This window comes from Pseudomonas sp. TE3728 (assembly GCF_056279145.1).
Genome location: NZ_JBWBQT010000001.1, coordinates 2,491,710 through 2,511,182 on the forward strand (window position 1 = coordinate 2,491,710; position 19,473 = coordinate 2,511,182).

Annotated in this window: 20 protein-coding genes; 9 read left to right on the forward strand and 11 right to left on the reverse strand. The window is 58.1% G+C overall.

Annotated features, from left to right (window positions below; genetic code table 11):
• Position 1 precedes the first annotated feature (1 nt).
• The gene (locus tag ACZ89R_RS10635) at positions 2-559 is read left to right on the forward strand and encodes a peptidylprolyl isomerase A (RefSeq protein WP_007902463.1); all 558 of its coding nucleotides are present in this window, start codon (positions 2-4) and stop codon (positions 557-559) included.
• Between the two features lie 85 nt (positions 560-644).
• Entirely contained in the window at positions 645-2,477 is a 1,833-nt protein-coding gene (locus ACZ89R_RS10640; protein ID WP_429544104.1) for an ABC transporter ATP-binding protein, read from the forward strand.
• A gap of 99 nt (positions 2,478-2,576) precedes the next feature.
• On the opposite strand, the gene ACZ89R_RS10645 is transcribed toward ACZ89R_RS10640, so the two are convergent.
• From ACZ89R_RS10645 to ACZ89R_RS10655, 3 genes are all read right to left on the reverse strand, one after another.
• On the reverse strand, positions 2,577-3,065 hold the full coding sequence (locus ACZ89R_RS10645) for a GNAT family N-acetyltransferase (protein ID WP_218397853.1): 489 nt from the start codon (positions 3,063-3,065) through the stop codon (positions 2,577-2,579).
• Positions 3,066-3,161: 96 nt separating this feature from the next.
• Positions 3,162-3,647: a GyrI-like domain-containing protein gene (locus tag ACZ89R_RS10650; RefSeq protein WP_429545825.1), complete on the reverse strand. Its 486-nt coding sequence runs from the start codon at positions 3,645-3,647 to the stop codon at positions 3,162-3,164.
• A 66-nt stretch (positions 3,648-3,713) separates the two neighbouring features.
• On the reverse strand, positions 3,714-4,376 hold the full coding sequence (locus tag ACZ89R_RS10655; RefSeq protein WP_429545824.1) for a LysE family translocator: 663 nt from the start codon (positions 4,374-4,376) through the stop codon (positions 3,714-3,716).
• Positions 4,377-4,514: 138 nt separating this feature from the next.
• On the opposite strand from ACZ89R_RS10655, the gene alaC reads away from it, so the two are divergent.
• Complete coding sequence (gene alaC, locus ACZ89R_RS10660; RefSeq protein ID WP_008069107.1) at positions 4,515-5,732, forward strand: alanine transaminase; 1,218 nt, start codon at positions 4,515-4,517, stop codon at positions 5,730-5,732.
• Positions 5,733-5,908: 176 nt separating this feature from the next.
• On the opposite strand, the gene ACZ89R_RS10665 is transcribed toward alaC, so the two are convergent.
• Together ACZ89R_RS10665 and ACZ89R_RS10670 are read right to left on the reverse strand one after the other, a co-directional pair.
• Positions 5,909-7,261, reverse strand: a complete 1,353-nt coding sequence (locus ACZ89R_RS10665; RefSeq protein ID WP_123357887.1) for a GntP family permease — start codon at positions 7,259-7,261, stop codon at positions 5,909-5,911.
• 83 nt (positions 7,262-7,344) lie between these two features.
• Complete coding sequence (locus ACZ89R_RS10670; protein ID WP_007902444.1) at positions 7,345-7,878, reverse strand: gluconokinase; 534 nt, start codon at positions 7,876-7,878, stop codon at positions 7,345-7,347.
• A 215-nt stretch (positions 7,879-8,093) separates the two neighbouring features.
• Between ACZ89R_RS10670 and gntR the strand changes: the two genes are divergently transcribed.
• The 3 genes from gntR (at position 8,094) to ACZ89R_RS10685 (ending at position 10,611) form a co-directional block, all read left to right on the forward strand.
• The gene (gntR, locus tag ACZ89R_RS10675) at positions 8,094-9,125 is read left to right on the forward strand and encodes an HTH-type transcriptional regulator GntR (RefSeq protein WP_429545823.1); all 1,032 of its coding nucleotides are present in this window, start codon (positions 8,094-8,096) and stop codon (positions 9,123-9,125) included.
• A gap of 66 nt (positions 9,126-9,191) precedes the next feature.
• Positions 9,192-9,824, forward strand: a complete 633-nt coding sequence (locus tag ACZ89R_RS10680) for a glutathione S-transferase family protein (RefSeq protein ID WP_429429168.1) — start codon at positions 9,192-9,194, stop codon at positions 9,822-9,824.
• Positions 9,825-9,867: 43 nt separating this feature from the next.
• Positions 9,868-10,611 carry an NAD-dependent epimerase/dehydratase family protein gene (locus tag ACZ89R_RS10685; RefSeq protein ID WP_429545822.1) on the forward strand — a complete coding sequence of 248 codons (744 nt, stop codon included), beginning with the start codon at positions 9,868-9,870 and terminating at the stop codon, positions 10,609-10,611.
• 10 nt (positions 10,612-10,621) lie between these two features.
• On the opposite strand, the gene ACZ89R_RS10690 is transcribed toward ACZ89R_RS10685, so the two are convergent.
• Positions 10,622-11,554 carry a LysR family transcriptional regulator gene (locus ACZ89R_RS10690; RefSeq protein WP_123501451.1) on the reverse strand — a complete coding sequence of 311 codons (933 nt, stop codon included), beginning with the start codon at positions 11,552-11,554 and terminating at the stop codon, positions 10,622-10,624.
• 99 nt (positions 11,555-11,653) lie between these two features.
• Between ACZ89R_RS10690 and gstA the strand changes: the two genes are divergently transcribed.
• Positions 11,654-12,256 carry a glutathione transferase GstA gene (gene gstA, locus ACZ89R_RS10695; protein ID WP_429544108.1) on the forward strand — a complete coding sequence of 201 codons (603 nt, stop codon included), beginning with the start codon at positions 11,654-11,656 and terminating at the stop codon, positions 12,254-12,256.
• 360 nt (positions 12,257-12,616) lie between these two features.
• A complete protein-coding gene (locus ACZ89R_RS10700; protein ID WP_429545821.1) occupies positions 12,617-13,030 on the forward strand; it encodes a GNAT family N-acetyltransferase in 414 nt (137 codons plus the stop codon).
• Between the two features lie 88 nt (positions 13,031-13,118).
• On the opposite strand, the gene def is transcribed toward ACZ89R_RS10700, so the two are convergent.
• From def to ACZ89R_RS10715, 3 genes are all read right to left on the reverse strand, one after another.
• Complete coding sequence (gene def / locus ACZ89R_RS10705) at positions 13,119-13,658, reverse strand: peptide deformylase (protein ID WP_429545820.1); 540 nt, start codon at positions 13,656-13,658, stop codon at positions 13,119-13,121.
• Complete coding sequence (locus ACZ89R_RS10710) at positions 13,655-14,599, reverse strand: YihY/virulence factor BrkB family protein (RefSeq protein ID WP_429545819.1); 945 nt, start codon at positions 14,597-14,599, stop codon at positions 13,655-13,657. Before ACZ89R_RS10710 ends, def begins: the two co-directional genes overlap by 4 nt.
• Positions 14,600-14,771: 172 nt before the next feature.
• A complete protein-coding gene (locus ACZ89R_RS10715; RefSeq protein WP_192343900.1) occupies positions 14,772-14,963 on the reverse strand; it encodes a CsbD family protein in 192 nt (63 codons plus the stop codon).
• 191 nt (positions 14,964-15,154) lie between these two features.
• Here ACZ89R_RS10715 and ACZ89R_RS10720 point away from each other — a divergent pair, with 191 nt between their 5' ends.
• Complete coding sequence (locus ACZ89R_RS10720) at positions 15,155-15,532, forward strand: hypothetical protein (RefSeq protein ID WP_008069134.1); 378 nt, start codon at positions 15,155-15,157, stop codon at positions 15,530-15,532.
• A gap of 159 nt (positions 15,533-15,691) precedes the next feature.
• On the opposite strand, the gene fadD1 is transcribed toward ACZ89R_RS10720, so the two are convergent.
• Both fadD1 and fadD2 read right to left on the reverse strand, forming a co-directional pair.
• Positions 15,692-17,392 (reverse strand): long-chain-fatty-acid--CoA ligase FadD1, encoded by a 1,701-nt coding sequence (gene fadD1, locus ACZ89R_RS10725; protein WP_429545818.1) that lies wholly within the window; start codon positions 17,390-17,392, stop codon positions 15,692-15,694.
• Between the two features lie 372 nt (positions 17,393-17,764).
• The gene (gene fadD2 / locus ACZ89R_RS10730) at positions 17,765-19,453 is read right to left on the reverse strand and encodes a long-chain-fatty-acid--CoA ligase FadD2 (protein WP_429545817.1); all 1,689 of its coding nucleotides are present in this window, start codon (positions 19,451-19,453) and stop codon (positions 17,765-17,767) included.
• Positions 19,454-19,473: the final 20 nt, after the last annotated feature.

Consider the following 19,473-nt stretch of genomic DNA (forward strand, 5'->3'; position numbering starts at 1 on the left):
TATGCTGAAAAAAATCGCCCTCGTCGCCGGCTCCGTTCTGTTTGCCGCCAACCTGATGGCCGCCACGCCCGCCAAGGCGCCGCACGTGCTGCTGGAAACCACCAATGGCCAGATCGAAATCGAACTGGACCCGGTCAAGGCGCCGATCAGTACCAAGAACTTCCTTGAGTACGTCGACAGCGGCTTTTACAACAACACGATTTTTCACCGTGTGATTCCGGGCTTCATGGTCCAGGGCGGCGGTTTCACTCAGCAGATGCAGCAAAAAGAAACCAAGGCGCCGATCAAGAACGAATCCAAGAACGGCCTGCATAACGTGCGTGGCACGCTGTCCATGGCCCGCACCTCTGTCCCGGATTCGGCCACCAGCCAGTTCTTCATCAACGTCAAAGACAACGACTTCCTCGACCAGGGCGACGGCTATGCCGTGTTCGGTAAAGTCGTTAAAGGCATGGACGTGGTCGATGTCATCGTCAACTCCCAGACCACCACCAAAAGCGGCATGAAAGACGTGCCGGCCGACCCTGTCTTCATCAAGTCGGCCAAACGCATAGACTAATCTGCACAGGAGTGCTTGAGCGGCTGTCGGTCTCCGGCGCCGCTCATATCGTTTAAAGGAGAGCCCGTGCGCGGGCGGAGAACTGATGCTTTATCGCCGTTTTGAAAAACTGATCGACATATTCCGCGATGCACCGACGGCGGCTCCGCCGGATCGGGTTCTCCCCTTCTATACCTATTACCTGAAGCAGGTCTGGCCGAGTTTCGCCGTCCTGCTGATCGTCGGCCTGTTCGGCGCGCTGATCGAAGTGGCGCTGTTCAGCTACCTGAGCCGCATCATCGACCTCGCCCAAGGCACGCCCAACGTCGACTTCTTCAAGGAACACGGCATCGAACTGGCCTGGATGGCGGTGGTGGCGTTGGTCCTGCGCCCAATATTCGTCGGCTTGCATGACTTGCTGGTGCACCAGACCTTGAGCCCTAGCCTGACCAGCCTGATCCGCTGGCAAAACCACAGTTACGTGCTCAAACAGAGCCTCAATTTCTTCCAGAACGACTTCGCCGGGCGCATCGCCCAACGCATCATGCAGACCGGCAACTCGTTGCGCGATTCGGCTGTGCAAGCGGTGGACGCGCTATGGCACGTGCTGATCTACGCGATCAGTTCACTGGTGCTGTTCGCCGAAGCCGACTGGCGCCTGATGATCCCGCTGCTGACCTGGATCGCCGCCTTCATCGGCGCCCTCCACTACTTCGTGCCACGGGTCAAGGAACGCTCTGTGGTGTCGTCCGATGCGCGCTCCAAACTCATGGGGCGGATCGTCGATGGCTACACCAACATCACCACCCTGAAACTGTTCGCCCACACCAACTTCGAACAGCAATACGCCCGCGAAGCGATCAAGGAACAAACCGAAAAAGCCCAACTGGCTGGCCGTGTGGTGACCAGCATGGACGTGGCCATCACCAGCATGAACGGCCTGCTGATCGTCAGCACCACCGGCCTCGCGCTGTGGCTGTGGACGCAGTCGTTGATCTCAGTGGGTGCAATTGCCTTGGCCACGGGTCTGGTGATCCGCATCGTCAACATGTCTGGCTGGATCATGTGGGTGGTGACGGGCATTTTCGAAAACATCGGCATGGTTCAGGACGGTTTGCAGACCATTTCCCAGCCAGTCAGCATCACCGACCGCGAGCAGGCCAAGCCTTTGAAGGTGGCCCGTGGCGAGGTGCGTTTCGATCACGTCGATTTTCACTACGGCAAGAAAAGCGGGATCATCAGCGACCTCAACCTGACGATCAAACCCGGCGAGAAAATCGGCTTGATCGGCCCGTCCGGTGCCGGCAAATCGACGTTGGTCAATCTGCTGCTGCGCCTCTATGACGTGCAGGGTGGGCGGATTCTCATTGATGGCCAGAACATCGCCGAAGTTGGCCAGGAAAGCCTGCGTGAACGCATCGGCATGATCACCCAGGACACCTCGCTGCTGCACCGTTCGATCCGCGACAATTTGCTGTACGGCAAACCCGACGCCACCGATGCCGAACTCTGGGAAGCGGTGCACAAGGCCCGCGCCGACGAATTCATCCCATTGCTGTCGGACTCTGAAGGTCGCACCGGTTTCGATGCTCACGTCGGTGAACGCGGCGTGAAGCTCTCCGGTGGCCAGCGTCAGCGGATTGCCATCGCCCGGGTGCTGCTCAAGGACGCGCCGATCCTGATCATGGACGAAGCCACCTCGGCACTGGACTCGGAAGTCGAAGCGGCGATTCAGGAAAGCCTCGAAACCCTGATGCAAGGCAAGACTGTGATCGCCATCGCCCACCGCCTCTCGACCATCGCGCGGATGGACCGTTTGGTGGTGCTGGAAAACGGCAAAATTGCCGAAACCGGCAGCCACGCCGAACTGTTGGCCCATGGCGGCTTGTATGCGCGGTTGTGGCAGCACCAGACCGGCGGGTTTGTCGGAATCGATTGAGGCAACACCAACCTGTGGGAGCGGGCTTGCTTGCGAAGGCGGTGTATCAGCCGACATCAAGACACCCCCCCTTCGCGAGCAAGCCCGCTCCCACACGGGTTACAGCGTCAACACCATCTCATGCCACGCCATCCCGCCATGGTCCGACGTCGAGGGCTTGATGTAGGCAAAACCAAACCCGGCATAGAGCGCAATGTGCCGCTCTTTGCACATCAGGTGGATGCTGGACTTGTTCAGTGCACGCATGCGCTGGATAAACTCACTCATCAAGCGTTTCGCCAGCCCCTGCCCCTGATAGTCCGGATGCACCACCACCGACATGATCACCACGTGCGGGCCGGCCGGGTCGTGGCCGATCAGCTCCTTGAACGCTTCGTCCGACATCTCCACCTGAAATGCCGCACCGGAATTGATGAAACCGGCGACAACGCCATTCACTTCAGCAACGATGAAGCCCTCGGGCCAGGTGGCGATGCGGGTGGCGATTTTCTCGCGGGTAGCGGCTTCATCGCCTTCGTAGGCAACGGTTTCGATGGCATAGCAACGGTCCAGGTCAGCGGGGCTGACGTGGCGGATGACGGTGTTCATGGCAGCTCGGAATCGGCGTGGGAAAGGTTGGGATCATAAATCAGCATCAATACGACATCGAGAGGCGAATCACCGATCCGCCGCTCGAACCGCTCATTACGCCTTGAGCGGCAGCCAGATTTCCAGCACGCCGGTATTGAGCTTCGGGTTGAAATCGTCGCTGTAGCGTTCGAACTCCGGAGCGTCCGCCGCTTCATGACCGGACTTCGGCAGCCAGGTTTTCCAGATGTATTGAAAGGTCTGGGGCAAGGCATCCAGAGAGCCCTTGTGTTCGAAGACTGCATACTTCTGAGGCTGAACTTCGATCCAGCGGTACTTCTCGGGCAGGTCGTCGAGCTTGCTGATTTCGACACCGGCGATGTACTCGAAACCACCCTTGCCATCCGGATTGCAGCAGATGCCGTAGGTTACTTCGCTTTTCTGACCGGGAATTTTGCCCATCTCGGGAATGAATTTCTCCCATAGATCGGGGATCGCTTTGGTCGTATCCGTCGTAAATCGTCCACCAAGCCCCGCTATGAGCATGAAGTGCCCGTTTTCAAAGCGTGGCTCGACCTTCTCGGCGCTTGTTTGCTCATCCATGACTCAACTCCTGGTACAAAAGGTGGGTTCGGCTGGGAGTATAGAAGCCAAACCTGATTCGCCCAGTTACAGTGCGTGCAACTGTTCGAGAGCGCCCGGACCGATGAACTCGTTGTAACCCGATAGGATCACGTAGACTGCGAAATAGCAGAAGATCGCTGCCGATGCCATGTAGGAATAACGCAGCAGTTTGTCCCCGAGCAATTTGCCGCCGTGGCTCGCAGCGAAGCACAGACCAACACACCAGAGCACACCGGCGCACAAGAAACCGCCGAGAAACAGCGCCGAACTGAGCGCGCCACCACCGCCGGAACGGGCGATCAGTGTTCCGCCTACCGCGGCGAACCAGAGAATGGCGCTGGGGGACGACATGGCGAGGAAAATCCCGCGAAAGAACTCCTTGCGGTGGGAGTTGTGACCGACTTCAGCGGTCTGCGCCAACAGCGCTTCATGGTGAATCGCCGAATAAATCATCTTCGCCGCGAAATACAGCAGTAGCGCCGACCCGCCGATCCAAAGCACCCAGCGCACGGTTTCGTATTGCAGCAATACGGTCATGCCGGCCAATGCCAGCACGGCGTAAATCAGGTCGCCGACACACGTCCCCAGCCCCAGGGCAAAGCCTTGGAAATAGCCGCGCTGCATCGCCAACGTGATCATAGCGATATTGGCCACACCGATGTCCAGGCACAGCGAAAGGCTCAGCAAAAAGCCGCTGGTAAATTCCATCAACCGATTTCCTTCGCAAAAATTGTTTACATAGACGCTGGACAGTCTGCCACAGCAGCCCTTACATTCCGCCACAGGCCACCGCAGTGGCCAGCGTCGCTCGGACGGTTCCGGGCGCTTACGTTATCCGAGGCAACAATGGCCGAACAAGGTTCGCCGCGCCGCTTTGCGCGCATAGATCGACTCCCCCCTTACGTTTTCAACATCACTGCCGAGCTGAAGATGGCCGCCCGTCGTCGTGGCGAAGACATCATCGACTTGAGCATGGGCAACCCCGACGGCGCCACGCCGCCGCACATTGTCGAAAAACTCGTCACCGTTGCCCAGCGTGAAGACACCCACGGCTACTCCACGTCCAAAGGGATTCCGCGCCTGCGCCGGGCGATTTCCAACTGGTACAAGGATCGCTACGAAGTCGACATCGACCCGGAAACCGAAGCCATCGTCACCATCGGTTCCAAGGAGGGTCTGGCGCATTTGATGCTGGCCACCCTCGATCAGGGCGACACCGTGCTGGTGCCGAACCCCAGCTACCCGATTCACATCTACGGTGCCGTGATTGCCGGTGCCCAGGTGCGGTCGGTGCCGCTGATTCCTGGCGTGGATTTCTTCGCCGAGCTGGAACGGGCGATTCGCGGCTCGATCCCGAAACCGAAAATGATGATCCTCGGCTTCCCGTCCAACCCCACCGCCCAGTGCGTGGAGCTGGATTTCTTCGAGCGGGTGATCGCCCTCGCCAAGCAGTACGATGTTTTGGTGGTGCACGACCTGGCCTACGCCGACATCGTCTACGACGGCTGGAAAGCCCCGTCGATCATGCAAGTGCCCGGCGCCAAGGACATCGCGGTGGAGTTTTTCACCCTGTCCAAGAGCTACAACATGGCCGGTTGGCGCATCGGTTTCATGGTCGGCAACCCGGAACTGGTCAACGCCCTGGCGCGGATCAAGAGCTACCACGATTACGGCACCTTCACCCCGCTGCAGGTCGCGGCCATCGCAGCACTAGAAGGTGATCAGCAATGCGTCAAAGACATCGCCGATCAGTATCGGCAGCGTCGCAACGTGCTGGTCAAAGGCTTGCATGAACTGGGCTGGATGGTCGAAAACCCGAAAGCGTCGATGTACGTCTGGGCCAAGATTCCCGAGGCTTACGCGCACATGGGTTCGCTGGAATTCGCCAAGAAACTGCTGGCCGAGGCCAAGGTCTGTGTCTCGCCGGGTGTGGGATTTGGCGAGTATGGGGATGATCATGTGCGCTTCGCGCTGATCGAAAACCAGGACCGGATTCGTCAGGCCGTGCGCGGGATTCGCGGGATGTTTCGGGCGGATGGGCTAGTTCAGAAAACCAACAGCTAATACCTAACACTGTAGGAGCTGTCGAGTGAAACGAGGCTGCGATCTGTTGATCTTGATTTAAAAAACAAAATCAAAAGATCGCAGCCTCGTTCTACTCGACAGCTCCTACAGGGATTTCGACTCATCACCCACAAAAAAACCGCATTGCTGCGGTTTTTTTGTGTTTGCCGATCGTGTCAGACGAACAACGACAACAGCAGGATGAAGCCCAGGCCCACCACGGACAGGATGGTTTCCATCGCGGTCCAGGTCTTGAAGGTTTCCGCCACGGTCATGTTGAAGTACTGCTTCACCAGCCAGAAACCGGCGTCGTTGACGTGGGACAGGATCAACGAACCGGCACCAGTGGCCAGTACCAGCAGCTCACGGTTCACGCCCGGAATCATCCCCACCACCGGCACCACGATGCCCGCGCCGGTAATGGTTGCCACGGTCGCCGAACCGGTCGCAATGCGAATCACCGCCGCCACCAGCCAGGCCAGCAGGATCGGCGAGATCTGTGCGTTCACCGCCATGTGGCCGATCACGTCACCCACACCGCTGGTCACCAGCATCTGCTTGAAGCCACCACCGGCACCGATGATCAGAATGATTGCGGCGGTCGGTGCAAGGCTTGCATCGAGCCATTTCATCATTTGACTGGAACCGATGCCCTGCTTGTAGCCGAAGGTATACAGCGACAGCAGCAATGCCAGCAACAACGCCGAAATCGGGTGACCGATCAGGTCCATGAAGGTGCGGAAGAAGTTGCCGTCTGGCAGCACTACATCGGCAAAGGTCTTGAGCAGCATCAGGAACACGGGTGACAGCACAGTGATCAGGGTGATGCCGAAGCTCGGCAGATCGGCTGAACCCTCATCGCGCGCCAGTTGATCCACCAGCTCCTGATTCGGATGACCGGGAATGTGCTTGGCAATGAACGTGCCGTAGATCGGACCGGCGATAATAGCGGTCGGCAACGCAACGATCAGGCCGTACAGAATGGTTTTACCGATGTCGGCACCGAACACACCGATGGCCAGCAGCGGACCCGGGTGCGGCGGCACCAGGCCGTGTACCGCGGACAGACCAGCCAGCAGCGGGATACCGATCTTGATGATTGACACGCCAGTGCGACGAGCCACGATGAACACCAGCGGAATCAGCAGCACGAAGCCGATTTCGAAGAACAGCGGAATGCCGACCAGGAACGCGGCGAACATCATGGCCCACTGCACCTTGTCCTTGCCGAAGGCTCGAATCAGCGTCTGGGCGATCTGGTCCGCCCCGCCCGACTCGGCCATCATTTTGCCGAGCATGGTGCCCAACGCCAGGATGATCCCGACGAAACCGAGTACCCCACCGAAGCCATCCTGGAACGCCTTGATGATGGTGCCGATCGGCATGCCGGACGTCAGCCCGAGGAAGGCGGCGGCGATGATCAGTGCGAGGAATGGGTGCAACTTGAACTTGGTGATCAGGACGATAAGCCCGATCACTGTGACCACTGCGTCTAGCAGCAGGAATGACTCGTGGGACATGCCAAACATGGGGGGTGTCTCCGTTGTTTGTTGTTGTTATGAAAGCAATTATTCAAATGCCGTCAGGACAGCGCTATCTCTTGGAGCAAAACTCAACTGGCGAGTTTCAAGCCATGATCGAGCCACCATGCATGAGCCTGCTTCGCCAATTCATCGACGCTGTGGCTGGACGCATCCAGAGCCAGGGTCAGGGGCTCACCAACGGGCGATTCAAGTGTGGCGAACTGGCTGTCGATCAAGGTCGACGGCATGAAGTGACCCGGCCGATGAGACACACGATCGGCGGCGACTTCGGGGGTCAGCTCAAGGAAAACGAAGCCTAGGCCCGGCAAGGCACTGCGCAAGCGTTCGCGGTAACTGTGTTTGAGGGCCGAACAGGTCAGCACCGGGCGCTCGCCCTTGGCATCGACGCGGCGCAGTTCATCGCACAGGCTGTCGAGCCAGCCGGCACGGTCTTCATCGTTCAGGGGGATACCCGCGCTCATCTTTTCGATATTGGCGGCAGGGTGGAAAGTGTCGCCTTCAATGGCGGTCGCGCCGCTAAGCTGGCACAGGGACTGGCTGACGCAGGTCTTGCCGCAACCGGCAACGCCCATGATGACCAGGGCGGTGATGGGATGATTCATGTAACACCTCAGCGCGCAGACAGCGCTACCTTTGCGACGTAAGACTCAAGTGCAAAAGCAGAAGTTGCCGACGCCTTCTTGTCATTTTTGTGGGTTGCAGCATGTTCGTTCTCGAGGCCAAAAAGCGAGGATCAGGCAAACCTCGTTCACGCATTTGCAGCTGCATCGAGACAGCGCTACCTTAGTGCCTTGAATTTTGTTTGGCAAGCCGTCCGATGAATACCCCTAAAAACGATAAAAATACTCGCACCACTGGCCGCCCTACCCTCAACGAAGTCGCGCGCCTGGCCGGTGTCAGCCCGATTACCGCCTCCCGCGCCCTGCGCGGCGTCAGCACGGTGGCCACCGAACTGGTGGAAAAAGTCCAGAAGGCCGCCCTCGACCTGAACTACGTGGTCAACCCCGCCGCCCGCGCCCTGGCCTCGGCCCAGAGCCATTCCGTGGTGGTTTTGGTGCCGTCATTGTCCAACCTGCTGTTCATCGACACGCTGGAAGCCATTCATCAGGTTTTGCGACCAAAGGGCTTCGAAGTGCTGATCGGCAACTTCCATTACTCGCGTGATGAAGAAGAAAACCTGCTGCGCAATTACATGGCTTATCAGCCTCGCGGCCTGTTGCTGACCGGTTTCGACCGCACCGAAAGTTCGCGGCGGATGATCGAAGCCAGCAACATTCCCTGCGTGTACATGATGGAACTGGACAGCGCGGCCGGGCTCAATTGCGTCGGTTTTTCGCAAGTCGCCGCCGGCGAAACCGCTGCCGGGCATTTGCTGTCACGCGGTCGCAAACGCCTGGCCTATATCGGCGCGCAACTGGACCAGCGCACGCTACTGCGTGGCGAAGGTTTCCGCCGCGCGCTGCAAAAGGTCGGTTTGTATGATCCAGCCCTGGAAGTGCTGACACCACGAGCCTCGTCGGTGGGACTGGGCGGCGAATTATTCCTGCAACTGCTCGCTGCCCATCCGGACGTCGATGCGATCTTCTTCGGCAACGACGACCTTGCCCAGGGCGCGTTGCTCGAAGCGCTGCGCAATGGAATCAAGATCCCCGAGCGCGTGGCGATCCTCGGCTTCAACGACCTGCCGGCATCAGAGCACATGGTGCCGCGCCTGAGCAGCATCAGCACCCCGCGCGAAGCCATTGGCCGTCGCTCCGCGGAGCTGATGCTGACCTTGCTGGCCGGCAATTCAGTGACCAGACCGGTGCAGGATATGGGGTTTGAATTGAAGGTGCGCGAGAGCACCTGAAGCGCGACCCTTCCCACGCTCCGCGTGCTAGATTCCGATACCTGGAACAGCAAACGGAGAAGCTCAATGGGACATACGCTGAAGATTTTGGGTCGGGCCTCGTCAATCAACGTCAGAAAAGTCCTGTGGACCTGCGACGAACTGGGCGTTTCCTACGAACGCGAAGACTGGGGCAGCGGTTTCGCATCGACCCAGAGCCCGGAGTTTCTCCAGCTCAACCCCAACGCACAGGTGCCGGTGCTCATCGACGAAGCCGGCGTTCTGTGGGAATCCAATACCATCTGCCGGTACCTGGCCGGCAAACTCCAAAACACTGACCTGTTGCCCATCGAACCGGCGGCCCGCGCTCGCGTGGAGCAGTGGATGGACTGGCAAGCCACCGAACTCAACCCGTCGTGGGGCTACGCTTTTTTTGCGCTGGTCAGGCAATTGCCGAACTTCCAGGACTCGCAGCGGATTGCTGATGGCGTTCGCGGCTGGAACGCGAAAATGGGCATCCTCGAACAGCAACTCGCGGCGACCGGTGCATATGTCGCCGGACCGCAGTTCACACTGGCCGATATCCTCATCGGATTGTCGGTCAACCGCTGGCGAATGACCCCGATGGAACGCCCGGACTACCCCGCCGTAGACGCCTATTGCCAGCGACTGGCGTTGCGGCCGGGGTTTATGGAACACGCTTGCAACGGCGTGCCATAACGCCAAATCCGCCCCCTCTGCCCTTCCATAAAAAGAGACCCCCATGAACGGACTCAACGTACTGCTGACCGGCGCCTGCGGCAGAATCGGCAGAACCTTTTTCGAAGCTTCGCAGGACCGCTACACCTTCGTGCTGACGGATCGCATCGAACCCGACTTCAATGTCGATGCACCGCATCGCTTTGTACGCCAGGACCTGTCCGACCTCACCGCCATAAGCGAAGTGCTGAAGGGCATCGACGTCATCGTGCATCTGGCTGGCATCCCTTACGCCACCGCCTCTTTCGATGAGTTACTGCCCAACAATATTCTGGCCACCACTTACCTGTTCGAAGCCGCCGTGACGGCGGGTTGTAAACGGTTGGTGTTCGCCAGCAGCGCGCAGACCATCGAGGGCTATCCGGTGGACCGGCAGATCACACCGGGCATGCAGGTGATGCCGGCCAATCTGTATGGCGTCAGCAAGTGTTATGGCGAAGCCTTGTGTGCGTTCTACGCTGCCAAACACAACCTATCGAGCATCGCCATACGCATCGGCGCTTTCGAGTTTGCGGACCGTCACGAATTGACCAATGCTCGTGACCTGAGCGCATGGCTCAGCCCTCGTGATGCGGTGCAGTTACTGCAACTCTCGGTAGAGGTCAAAGGTGTGCAACACCTGATCGCCCACGGTATTTCCAATAACCGTTTCAAACGCCTGGACCTCAGTGAAACTACCCGGGTGTTGGGTTATAGGCCGGTGGATGATGCGTTTCAGGAGTTCGACATTCCCATCGGGTTTCCTTGACTGTGCTTTTTCAGAATCCGGACAACGTGGTTCTTGCACTCTTTCGGTTCCCTGGCGAGCCAGCCGATAACTGATGATCTGCAAGCATCCCCAACAACACCCGCACCGCCGCCGAAGGTTCTTTGTGAGGCGCGACTACCAAGGCAAACTCGCGATCGATACACGGCGTCACCGGCACTACTCGCAAGCCCTGACGATTTCCCGGCAAGGTCATTTCCGGCACGAGCGTAACGCCGATGTTCTCTCGCACCAGGGTGAACGCACTGCTCCACTCACGCACCTCGGCCCGCACATCCAGCAGTTGCAGCCCGGCATCGGCGGCCAGGCTGCGGGCATTGGTCGAACAACCGCCCGTGGCCAGCACGAAGGGTTGCTCCGCCAGTTCAGCCAATGAAACGCCCTCTTCATTCGAGCGGCGCGCCAAGGGGTGGCCACCGGGCAGAACCGCCACCCAGGCATCACGCCCTAAACGACCAGCACTGCGCGCGGGCGCAGGGTTCAATACCACGCCGACATCCACCAGCCCGGTACTGAGCAATGTTTCCACTTCATCGTCGCTGACCTCCAGTGCCACCACTTGAATGCCGGGATACAACCGATTGAACTGGCGCAGCAGCGGCGGGAGAAAGGTCGCCAACACCAACGGGAAACTGGCCAGGCGAATCGTCCCGCGCTGAATATCTTTAGTGGCGTTGACGGTACTGCGAATGTTCTCGAGAGCGCCGAGCATGGTTCGCGCCTGTTCGATCACAGGCAAGCCGATGGCGGTCGGCAAGGTCTGACGGTTTTCCCGGCTGAACAGCTGAACGCCCAGAGTTTCTTCGATCAAGGCCAACGCCTGACTGGCACCTGACTGGGTCATTCCAACCCGCTCGGCTGCCCGGGTAATGTTGCCGGTATCGGCCACCGCCACCACCATTCGCCAGTGCATCAGGTTCATCATGGCAGTAGCTTTCCTAATGGCAGTTTTCTGAAAGATTAATTTTACCGAGGGTGCCGCGCACTATGATACTGGCGCAAACCCGCAACCAGAGCCCTGCCCATGAAGTTGTATTACGCCCCGCAAGCCTGCTCATTGGCGCCGCACATCGTGCTGTGCGAACTGGATCTGCCGTTCGAGTTGGTCCGCGTCGACAACAGCACCAAGCAAACCGCCACCGGCGAGGACTTCCTCGCCATAAACCCCAAAGGCTACGTCGCGGCATTGCAGCTGGATAACGGTGAGGTGCTGACCGAAGGCCCGGCGATCCTGCAGTACCTGGCGGATCTACGACCCGAGGCGAACCTGGCACCGGCGAACGGGACGTTCGAGCGGGTGCGTTTGCAGGAATGGCTGAATTTCGTTTCGACCGAGATTCATGGTGGGCTGGGTTGGCTGTTCAATTCGCAGTTTCCGGATGAGGTGAAGACGCTCATCAAGGAGAAGCTGTTCAAGCGCTTCGCCGTGTTGAGCAAAACGCTGGAGCGGCAGGATTACTTGATGGCCGGTGGATTCGGCATCGCTGATGCGTATCTGTATACGGTGTTGCGCTGGACTCAGGGGTTTGACATCGATCTGAGTCAGTGGCCTGCATTGGCGCGATTTCAGGCGAGGGTTGATATGCGGCCAGCCGTGAAAGGCGCGTTGGCTGCGCAATTGGCGTGAGGCGTTAAATCAACCGCGAATAACTCACTTGTAGGTTTAGCCTTGAAAGGGTGGGCAGGTCTTCGGGATTTCTTGCAGATTATCTGGTTATTTCGATAGGCCTAAAAAACAAGGAGCCCGAGGACTCGGGCTCCGTTGACGCGGGATCAGTGGCCGAACACGCCCACCTTCTTGGCCTTCTTGTCCGCACGTTTTTCATCGGCGGTTTTAGCCGGTTTCTTCTTTGCCGCTTTCTTTGAATCCATGCCTTTGGCCATGATACATACTCCACTCATACGGGACGTGAGATCAGGTATACACCTATCGCGGCGCCCGCGTTCTTTTATAATCACCCGCTTTGCGCACTGACAGTCCAGGCCCATGCCCAACACCCAGTACACCTTGCTCGACGAGCCGTTATGGCCGTTGATGAACAAGTTTTACCGCGCCCACCAATCGTCGATGAAAGCAGTCCGCGACGCTCGGCTGTGGGTCGCAAAACGCGATGAGATCATTGCGGCGTTATGTTTGCGGCCAGTGGCCGGCGGGCATTGGCTGACCGGGTTGTTCGTCGACCCGCGCTGTCGCGAGCAAGGGATCGCCGCGACGATGATCGCCCACGCCATCAAGCACCTCGAAGAACCCGTCTGGTTGTTCTGCCATCCGGATCTGCGTGGTTTTTATGAACGTCGCGGTTTTACCTTCGACCCGCCCCTGCCCTACGCCATGGCTGAACGGTTGAGCCGTTATGCGCGGAGCAAACCGATGATTGCCATGGGTTTTGAACCAGGTTAGAAGATCAAAAGATCGCAGCCTTCGGCAGCTCCTACAGGGTTTTGTGTACACCCGTAGGAGCTGCCGAAGGCTGCGATCTTTTAGCGATTTAATCGTCTGTCGCAGGATCAAGATCCGGGAACATCACCTCGGTAAAGCCGAATTTGCTGAAATCACTGATGCGCGACGGGTATAACCGGCCGATCAGGTGATCGCATTCATGCTGCACCACCCGCGCATGAAATCCCGAGGCAATGCGCACGATCGGCTCGCCCTTGGGATCGAAGCCTTCATAGCGAATCTGCTGATAACGATCCACCGCGCCGCGCAGGCCCGGCACCGACAGGCAACCTTCGAAACCCTCTTCGAGGGTCGGGCTCAATGGCGTGATCAGCGGATTGATCAGAATTGTCTGCGGCACCGCTTCGGCGTCCGGGTAGCGTTCGCTGTGTTCGAAACCAAAGATCACCAGTTGCAGGTCGACACCGATCTGCGGTGCGGCCAGGCCGACTCCGCCGACACTTTCCATGGTCTGGAACATGTCGTCGATCAATTGCCACAACTCGGGGCTGTCGAACATTTCTGCCGGTACCGGTGGGGCAATACGCAGCAGGCGTTCATCGCCCATTTTCAGAATTTCACGGATCATTTCAGGGCTTCGTCAGTGGTCGGCTTGATTGAGTGGTCCCGTCCCAGTCCCGAAACGTGGTGTTTGGGTTCGTCGGGCACGTTTTCGCCGTGTTTCTTGTTTTCGGATGACATGTGCTCGATCACCGCGTTCATTTCCGCGCCGAGCAACAGCACGGCAGCGGAAATGTAGAAGTACAGCAGCAACACGATGATCGCGCCGATACTGCCATACATGGCATTGTAATTGGCGAAGGTTTTGACATAGAGACCAAAGCCCAGCGAAGCGATGATCCAGACCACCACAGACAACACCGCACCCGGGGTGATGAAGCGAAACTCTTGTTTGACGTCGGGCATGACGTAGTAAATCAGCGCCACCGCCATCATCAACAGAACCACGATAACCGGCCAGCGAACGATGGTCCACACGGTCACGATAAAATCTTCGAGGCCCACTTGCGAGGCAATCCAACCCATCACCTGCGGCCCGAGCACCATCAGGGCGGCAGCAATCAGCAACATGCCGGCGATGCCAACGGTGTAGAAAATCGACAGCGGAAAGCGTTTCCAGACCGGACGGCCTTCGACCACGTCATAGGCGGCGTTCATCGCGCTCATCATCAACCGCACACCGGCGGACGCGGTCCACAGGGCAATCACGATACCTACCGAGAGCAATCCCCCCTTGGATTGCTGGAGCTGGTCGATCACCGGGTTCACCTGCTCCAGCGCCTGGGGCGGCAGAACCAGCTCTGATTGCAGGCGCAGCCAGGAGAAGAAGTCCGGTAAATGCAGAAAGCCGATCAGGGCGATCAGAAACAGGATGAAAGGGAACAGCGAGAACAGCATTTGATAGGCCAGCGCCGAGGCATAGGTCGACATCTCGTCGTCGACGAATTCGGTGACCGTACGCATCATCACCCGATGCAGGGGCAAACCTTTCATGGTCGGAAAAAACATTAGCGTCTCCTTTCGCCGCAAAAAGGTTGAAGTCATGGCGACTCAGGGGCCGTTTTCTACAACAAAGTAGCCTACTTGGCGACTTTGAAACAATCACAGGGTATATCTCGCCTATCCAACATAAAAACGGCCATCTTCGGATGGCCGTTTCTGTTACTCGTCAAATGCCGGATTACGCCTTATCGATGCCTTTTTTGAGAGCATCCTTGGCTTTGCCGATCGCTTGCTGGGTTTCGCCTTTCCTCTCCTGCGCCACGCCTTCGGAGCGCAGTTTTTCGTTGCCGGTGGCCTTGCCGACGCCTTGCTTGACGTTGCCGGCCGCTTCGTTTGCCATGCCTTTAACTTTATCGCCAGTGCTGCCCATGGTATTTCTCCTGTGAACATTTCAATGGGGAAAGTGGTTACACAAAGATTGACCGGGGGCCTTTGCGCGGAGTTTCATTTATTTATTAACCGGACATTTCGCAGGTTAGGCTTTATGTTTGCAGCCTTTGCCCCGAGAATGCGCAACGTATTCAGGCCATGGCGCTGAAGATCCAATCCCGTAGGAACGTTATGAAACTCGATAAAAAGCAGGCCATTGCCCGCAGAAACCAGGAACTCGGCGGTGCTGTGCTTGGCGTCAACAACTGCCATTTCACCGAATTGAACCGCAACCGCAATATCTTCTGGTTCGATATTCCGGTCGCGCGCCTGGCCGTTGGTCAGTACGAATGGATTCACTTGCTGATGCACACCCCGGATACCGACGAACTGCTGCACCTTAAAGTGCCGACGGTGTTCCTGCGCGAGAAACTCGAAGGCCTGGTGGTGCGCAACCAAGGCAAGCGCAAGGCAGCCCTGAGCCTGGAATTAAGCGCCGACAAGGATTCCTACCTGCAGGACATGCGCCCGGCCGGTACCAACGTCAATTTCGCGCAGTTCCGTCAGTAACAGCAGAAGATCGCAGCCTTCGGCAGCTCCTACATGGATCGCGCATACTTGTGGAATATCGGGTGTACTCGGTCAATGTAGGAGCTGCCGAAGGCTGCGATCTTTTGATCTGCTTTCACCACAACAAAAAGCCCCGCATCTGCGGGGCTTTTTGTTTGGCTAGGCGCTGACTTTCTTGACGCCGAGCTTCTTCAGCTCTTCGTCGCGCAGTTCGCGGCGCAGGATCTTGCCGACGTTGGTGGTCGGCAGCGCGTCGCGAAATTCCACGGCTTTGGGCACTTTGTAGCCGGTGACGTTGGCGCGCATGTGCTCCATCACCTGGTCCTTGGTCAGGGTCACACCCGGTTTGGCGACGATAAAGATCTTGATCGCCTCGCCCGACTTCTCGTCCGGCACACCAATGGCCGCGCATTGCAGCACGCCCGGCAGAGTCGCCAGCACGTCTTCAAGCTCATTGGGATACACGTTGAAACCAGACACCAGGATCATGTCTTTCTTGCGATCGACAATGCGCATGTAACCGTCAGGCTGGATCAGCGCGATGTCACCGGTCTTCAACCAGCCTTCGCTGTCGAGTATTTCATCGGTGGCGTCCTGACGCTGCCAGTAGCCCTTCATGACTTGCGGACCTTTCACACACAGTTCACCGATGGCACCCAACGGCTGTTCAACACCGGCATCGTCGATGACTTTGCACAGCGTCGATGGCACCGGAATACCGATGGTGCCGATCTGGATGTTCTGGCTCGGGTTCACCGTGGCTACCGGGCTGGTTTCGGTCATGCCGTAACCTTCGCAGATCGGGCAACCGGTAACCTCTTTCCAGCGTTCGGCCGCGGCCAGTTGCAAGGCCATGCCGCCGGACAGAGTGATTTTCAGGCTGGAGAAATCCAGCTTGCGGAACGCTTCGTTGTTGCACAGCGCGACGAACAGCGTGTTCAGGCCGACGAAGCCGCTGAACTTCCACTTCGACAGTTCCTTGACCATCGCCGTCAGGTCGCGCGGGTTGCTGATCAGGATGTTGTGGTTGCCGATCAGCATCATCGCCATGCAATGAAAGGTGAACGCATAGATGTGGTACAGCGGCAGCGGGGTGATCAGGATCTCGCAACCTTCATTGAGGTTGGAACCCATCAGCGCTTTGCACTGCAGCATGTTCGCCACCAGATTGCGATGGGTCAGCATCGCACCCTTGGCCACGCCGGTAGTGCCACCGGTGTATTGCAGCACGGCAACGTCGCTGCTGGCCGGGTTGGCTTCAGCCACTGGCTGGCCATGACCCTTGCGCAGCACGTCATTGAATTTGATGGCCTTGGGCAAGTGATACGCCGGAACCATCTTCTTCACGTACTTGATGACACTGTTGACCAGCAGACGCTTGAGCGGCGGCAGCAGGTCGGCCACTTCAGTGACGATCACATGCTTGACGCCGGTTTTCGGCACGACGGTCTGGGCCAGATGCGCCATGTTGGCCAGGCAGACCAGGGCTTTGGCACCGGAGTCGTTGAATTGGTGTTCCATTTCCCGCGCAGTGTACAACGGGTTGGTATTAACCACGATCAGCCCGGCACGGATGGCACCGAAAACGGCGACCGGGTACTGGAGCACGTTGGGGAGTTGCACGGCGATTCGATCGCCTGGTTGCAAATCGGTATGCTGTTGCAGGTAAGCGGCAAAGGCACCGGACAATTCGTACAGCTCACCGTAGGTGATTGTCTTGCCCAGATTGCTGAATGCCGGTTTGTCAGCGAAGCGTTGGCAGGATTGCTTCAACACTGCCTGAATATTCGGATACTCGTCTGGATTGATCTCGGCAGCAATTCCAGCTGGGTACTTATCCTTCCAAAAGTCTTCGATCATGGAAGCCCACTCCTCAGCAACGCGAATTCAAATACCGCATTTGATGCGATTATTATTGGTGTTTGATTATTGGTGAGTCTGGCTTTTAACAAGGCCGAGAAGTCACAAAGCGCGCCGAGAGTAGCAGCTTTGCCAAGGGCCGACTAGAGCCAAAAACGGCCTCTATAGTCACATTTTTGACTCTTGACTAATCAATAGTCACTTTTAGAGCAAAAATTCTATAGCGCCTTGAAAGCCTTTGAAATCGGGGCTTCAGCCCCTTAAAAGCTTCGCGGGCAAGCCTCGCTCCTACAGGGTTCGTGTCGTTCAGACCATTGAACCTGTAGGAGCGAGGCTTGCCCGCGATCCGCGCAAAGCGCGGCCATTCAACGATCAGGCGATCTCTCGCAACTCCCGCCGCAGAATCTTGCCCACTGGCGTCATCGGCAACGACTCTCGCAAGACGATGTGCTTGGGGACTTTGTACGCCGTGAAGTTTTCCTTGCAGTAGGCCTTCAGCTCTTCAAGGCTGACCCCGGATTCACGGGCCACCACAAACAACTTCACCGCCTCCCCCGAACGCTCGTCCGGCACGCCGATCACCGCGCAGTTGGCGACTTTCGGGTGAGCCATCACCACGTCTTCGATCTCGTTCGGGTACACGTTGAAGCCCGAGACGATGATCATGTCTTTCTTACGATCGACGATACGCACGAAACCGTCAGGGTCGATCACCGCAATGTCACCGGACTTGAACCAACCGTCGGCGTCCAGCACTTCGTCAGTGGCTTCGGGTTTCTGCCAGTAGCCCTTCATGATCTGCGGGCCCTTGATGCACAGTTCGCCACGCTCACCCAGCGGTTGCTCGACGCCTTCATCGTTGATCACTTTCAGGGTTGTGCCTGGCACCGGCAGGCCGACCGTGCCGATGCGCGACTTGTCGCCGTAGGGATTGGTGCAGGCCACCGGCGAGGTTTCGGTCAGGCCATAACCTTCGGTGATGCGGCAACCGGTGAGCTGCTCCCAGCGCTCAGCCGTGGCCTTGACCAGCGCGGTGCCGCCGGAGTTGGTGAGCTTGAGGCTGGAGAAATCCAGGGTCTTGAAGTCGGGGTGGTCCATCAGCGCGACGAACAGCGTGTTGAGCCCCAGCAGCGCCGAAAACCGCCAGTTCTTCAGTTCCTTGATGAAGTTACCAATGTCCCGTGGATTGGTGATCAGCACATTGTGGTTGCCGGTCACCATCATGCACATGCAGTTCGCCGTGAACGCATAGATATGGTACAGCGGCAGCGGCGCGATCATCACTTCCTGACCTTCGCGCAGCAGCGGCTGGCCGTCGGTGCCGAATTGCCCAAGACATGCGCGCGCCTGTTGCATGTTCGCCACCAGATTACCGTGGGTCAGCATCGCCCCTTTGGCCAGGCCAGTGGTGCCGCCGGTGTATTGCAACACAGCGATGTCGTCGAGGCCGACCTTCAGCGGTTTGATGCCCAGGCCCCGACCCAGACGCAGCGCGCTCTTGAAGGAAATGGCCTGCGGCAAGGAATAGTTCGGGACCATTTTCTTGACTTTGCTCACCAGGGTATTGACCAGCCAGCCCTTGGCGGTGGGCATCAAGTCGCCCATCTTCGCTTCGATCAGGTACTGAATGTCGGTGTCGGGCAGCACTTCCTGGACCTTCTGTCCGAACACGTTCAGGTAAACCAGCGCCCGGGCACCGGAGTCCTTGAACTGATGACGCATCTCCCGCGCGGTGTACAGCGGGTTGGTATTGACCACGATCAGCCCGGCGCGCAAGGCACCGAACACGGCAATCGGGTAATGCAGGACGTTGGGCATCTGCACCGCGATGCGATCCCCCGGCACCAGGTCGGTGTGGGCTTGCAGATAACCGGCGAACGCGGCGCTGTAGCGTTCCAGTTCGGCGTAGGTCAGGGTCACGCCCATGTTGCTGAACGCCGGGCGGTCGGCAAATTTCTTGCAGGAACGCTCGAACACCTCGATGACCGACTTATAGGCTCCAAGATCAATATCCAGGGGCACGCCAGCCGGGCGCTTGTCATTCCAGAAATCAGGTTGCATTGTTCTTGTCCTCTTTACCT

Coding starts and splice junctions, on each gene's coding strand:
- ACZ89R_RS10635 (WP_007902463.1), top strand. CDS start 2: ATGCTGAAAAAAATCGCCCTCGTCGCCGGCTCCGTTCTGTTTGCCGCC.
- alaC (WP_008069107.1), top strand. CDS start 4,515: ATGGCCGAACAAGGTTCGCCGCGCCGCTTTGCGCGCATAGATCGACTC.
- ACZ89R_RS10645 (WP_218397853.1), bottom strand. CDS start 3,065: ATGAACACCGTCATCCGCCACGTCAGCCCCGCTGACCTGGACCGTTGC.
- gstA (WP_429544108.1), top strand. CDS start 11,654: ATGAAGTTGTATTACGCCCCGCAAGCCTGCTCATTGGCGCCGCACATC.
- ACZ89R_RS10685 (WP_429545822.1), top strand. CDS start 9,868: ATGAACGGACTCAACGTACTGCTGACCGGCGCCTGCGGCAGAATCGGC.
- ACZ89R_RS10700 (WP_429545821.1), top strand. CDS start 12,617: ATGCCCAACACCCAGTACACCTTGCTCGACGAGCCGTTATGGCCGTTG.
- ACZ89R_RS10670 (WP_007902444.1), bottom strand. CDS start 7,878: ATGAATCATCCCATCACCGCCCTGGTCATCATGGGCGTTGCCGGTTGC.
- ACZ89R_RS10720 (WP_008069134.1), top strand. CDS start 15,155: ATGAAACTCGATAAAAAGCAGGCCATTGCCCGCAGAAACCAGGAACTC.
- ACZ89R_RS10640 (WP_429544104.1), top strand. CDS start 645: ATGCTTTATCGCCGTTTTGAAAAACTGATCGACATATTCCGCGATGCA.
- def (WP_429545820.1), bottom strand. CDS start 13,658: ATGATCCGTGAAATTCTGAAAATGGGCGATGAACGCCTGCTGCGTATT.
- fadD1 (WP_429545818.1), bottom strand. CDS start 17,392: ATGATCGAAGACTTTTGGAAGGATAAGTACCCAGCTGGAATTGCTGCC.
- ACZ89R_RS10715 (WP_192343900.1), bottom strand. CDS start 14,963: ATGGGCAGCACTGGCGATAAAGTTAAAGGCATGGCAAACGAAGCGGCC.
- gntR (WP_429545823.1), top strand. CDS start 8,094: ATGAATACCCCTAAAAACGATAAAAATACTCGCACCACTGGCCGCCCT.
- ACZ89R_RS10655 (WP_429545824.1), bottom strand. CDS start 4,376: ATGGAATTTACCAGCGGCTTTTTGCTGAGCCTTTCGCTGTGCCTGGAC.
- ACZ89R_RS10690 (WP_123501451.1), bottom strand. CDS start 11,554: ATGATGAACCTGATGCACTGGCGAATGGTGGTGGCGGTGGCCGATACC.
- fadD2 (WP_429545817.1), bottom strand. CDS start 19,453: ATGCAACCTGATTTCTGGAATGACAAGCGCCCGGCTGGCGTGCCCCTG.
- ACZ89R_RS10710 (WP_429545819.1), bottom strand. CDS start 14,599: ATGTTTTTTCCGACCATGAAAGGTTTGCCCCTGCATCGGGTGATGATG.
- ACZ89R_RS10680 (WP_429429168.1), top strand. CDS start 9,192: ATGGGACATACGCTGAAGATTTTGGGTCGGGCCTCGTCAATCAACGTC.
- ACZ89R_RS10665 (WP_123357887.1), bottom strand. CDS start 7,261: ATGTTTGGCATGTCCCACGAGTCATTCCTGCTGCTAGACGCAGTGGTC.
- ACZ89R_RS10650 (WP_429545825.1), bottom strand. CDS start 3,647: ATGGATGAGCAAACAAGCGCCGAGAAGGTCGAGCCACGCTTTGAAAAC.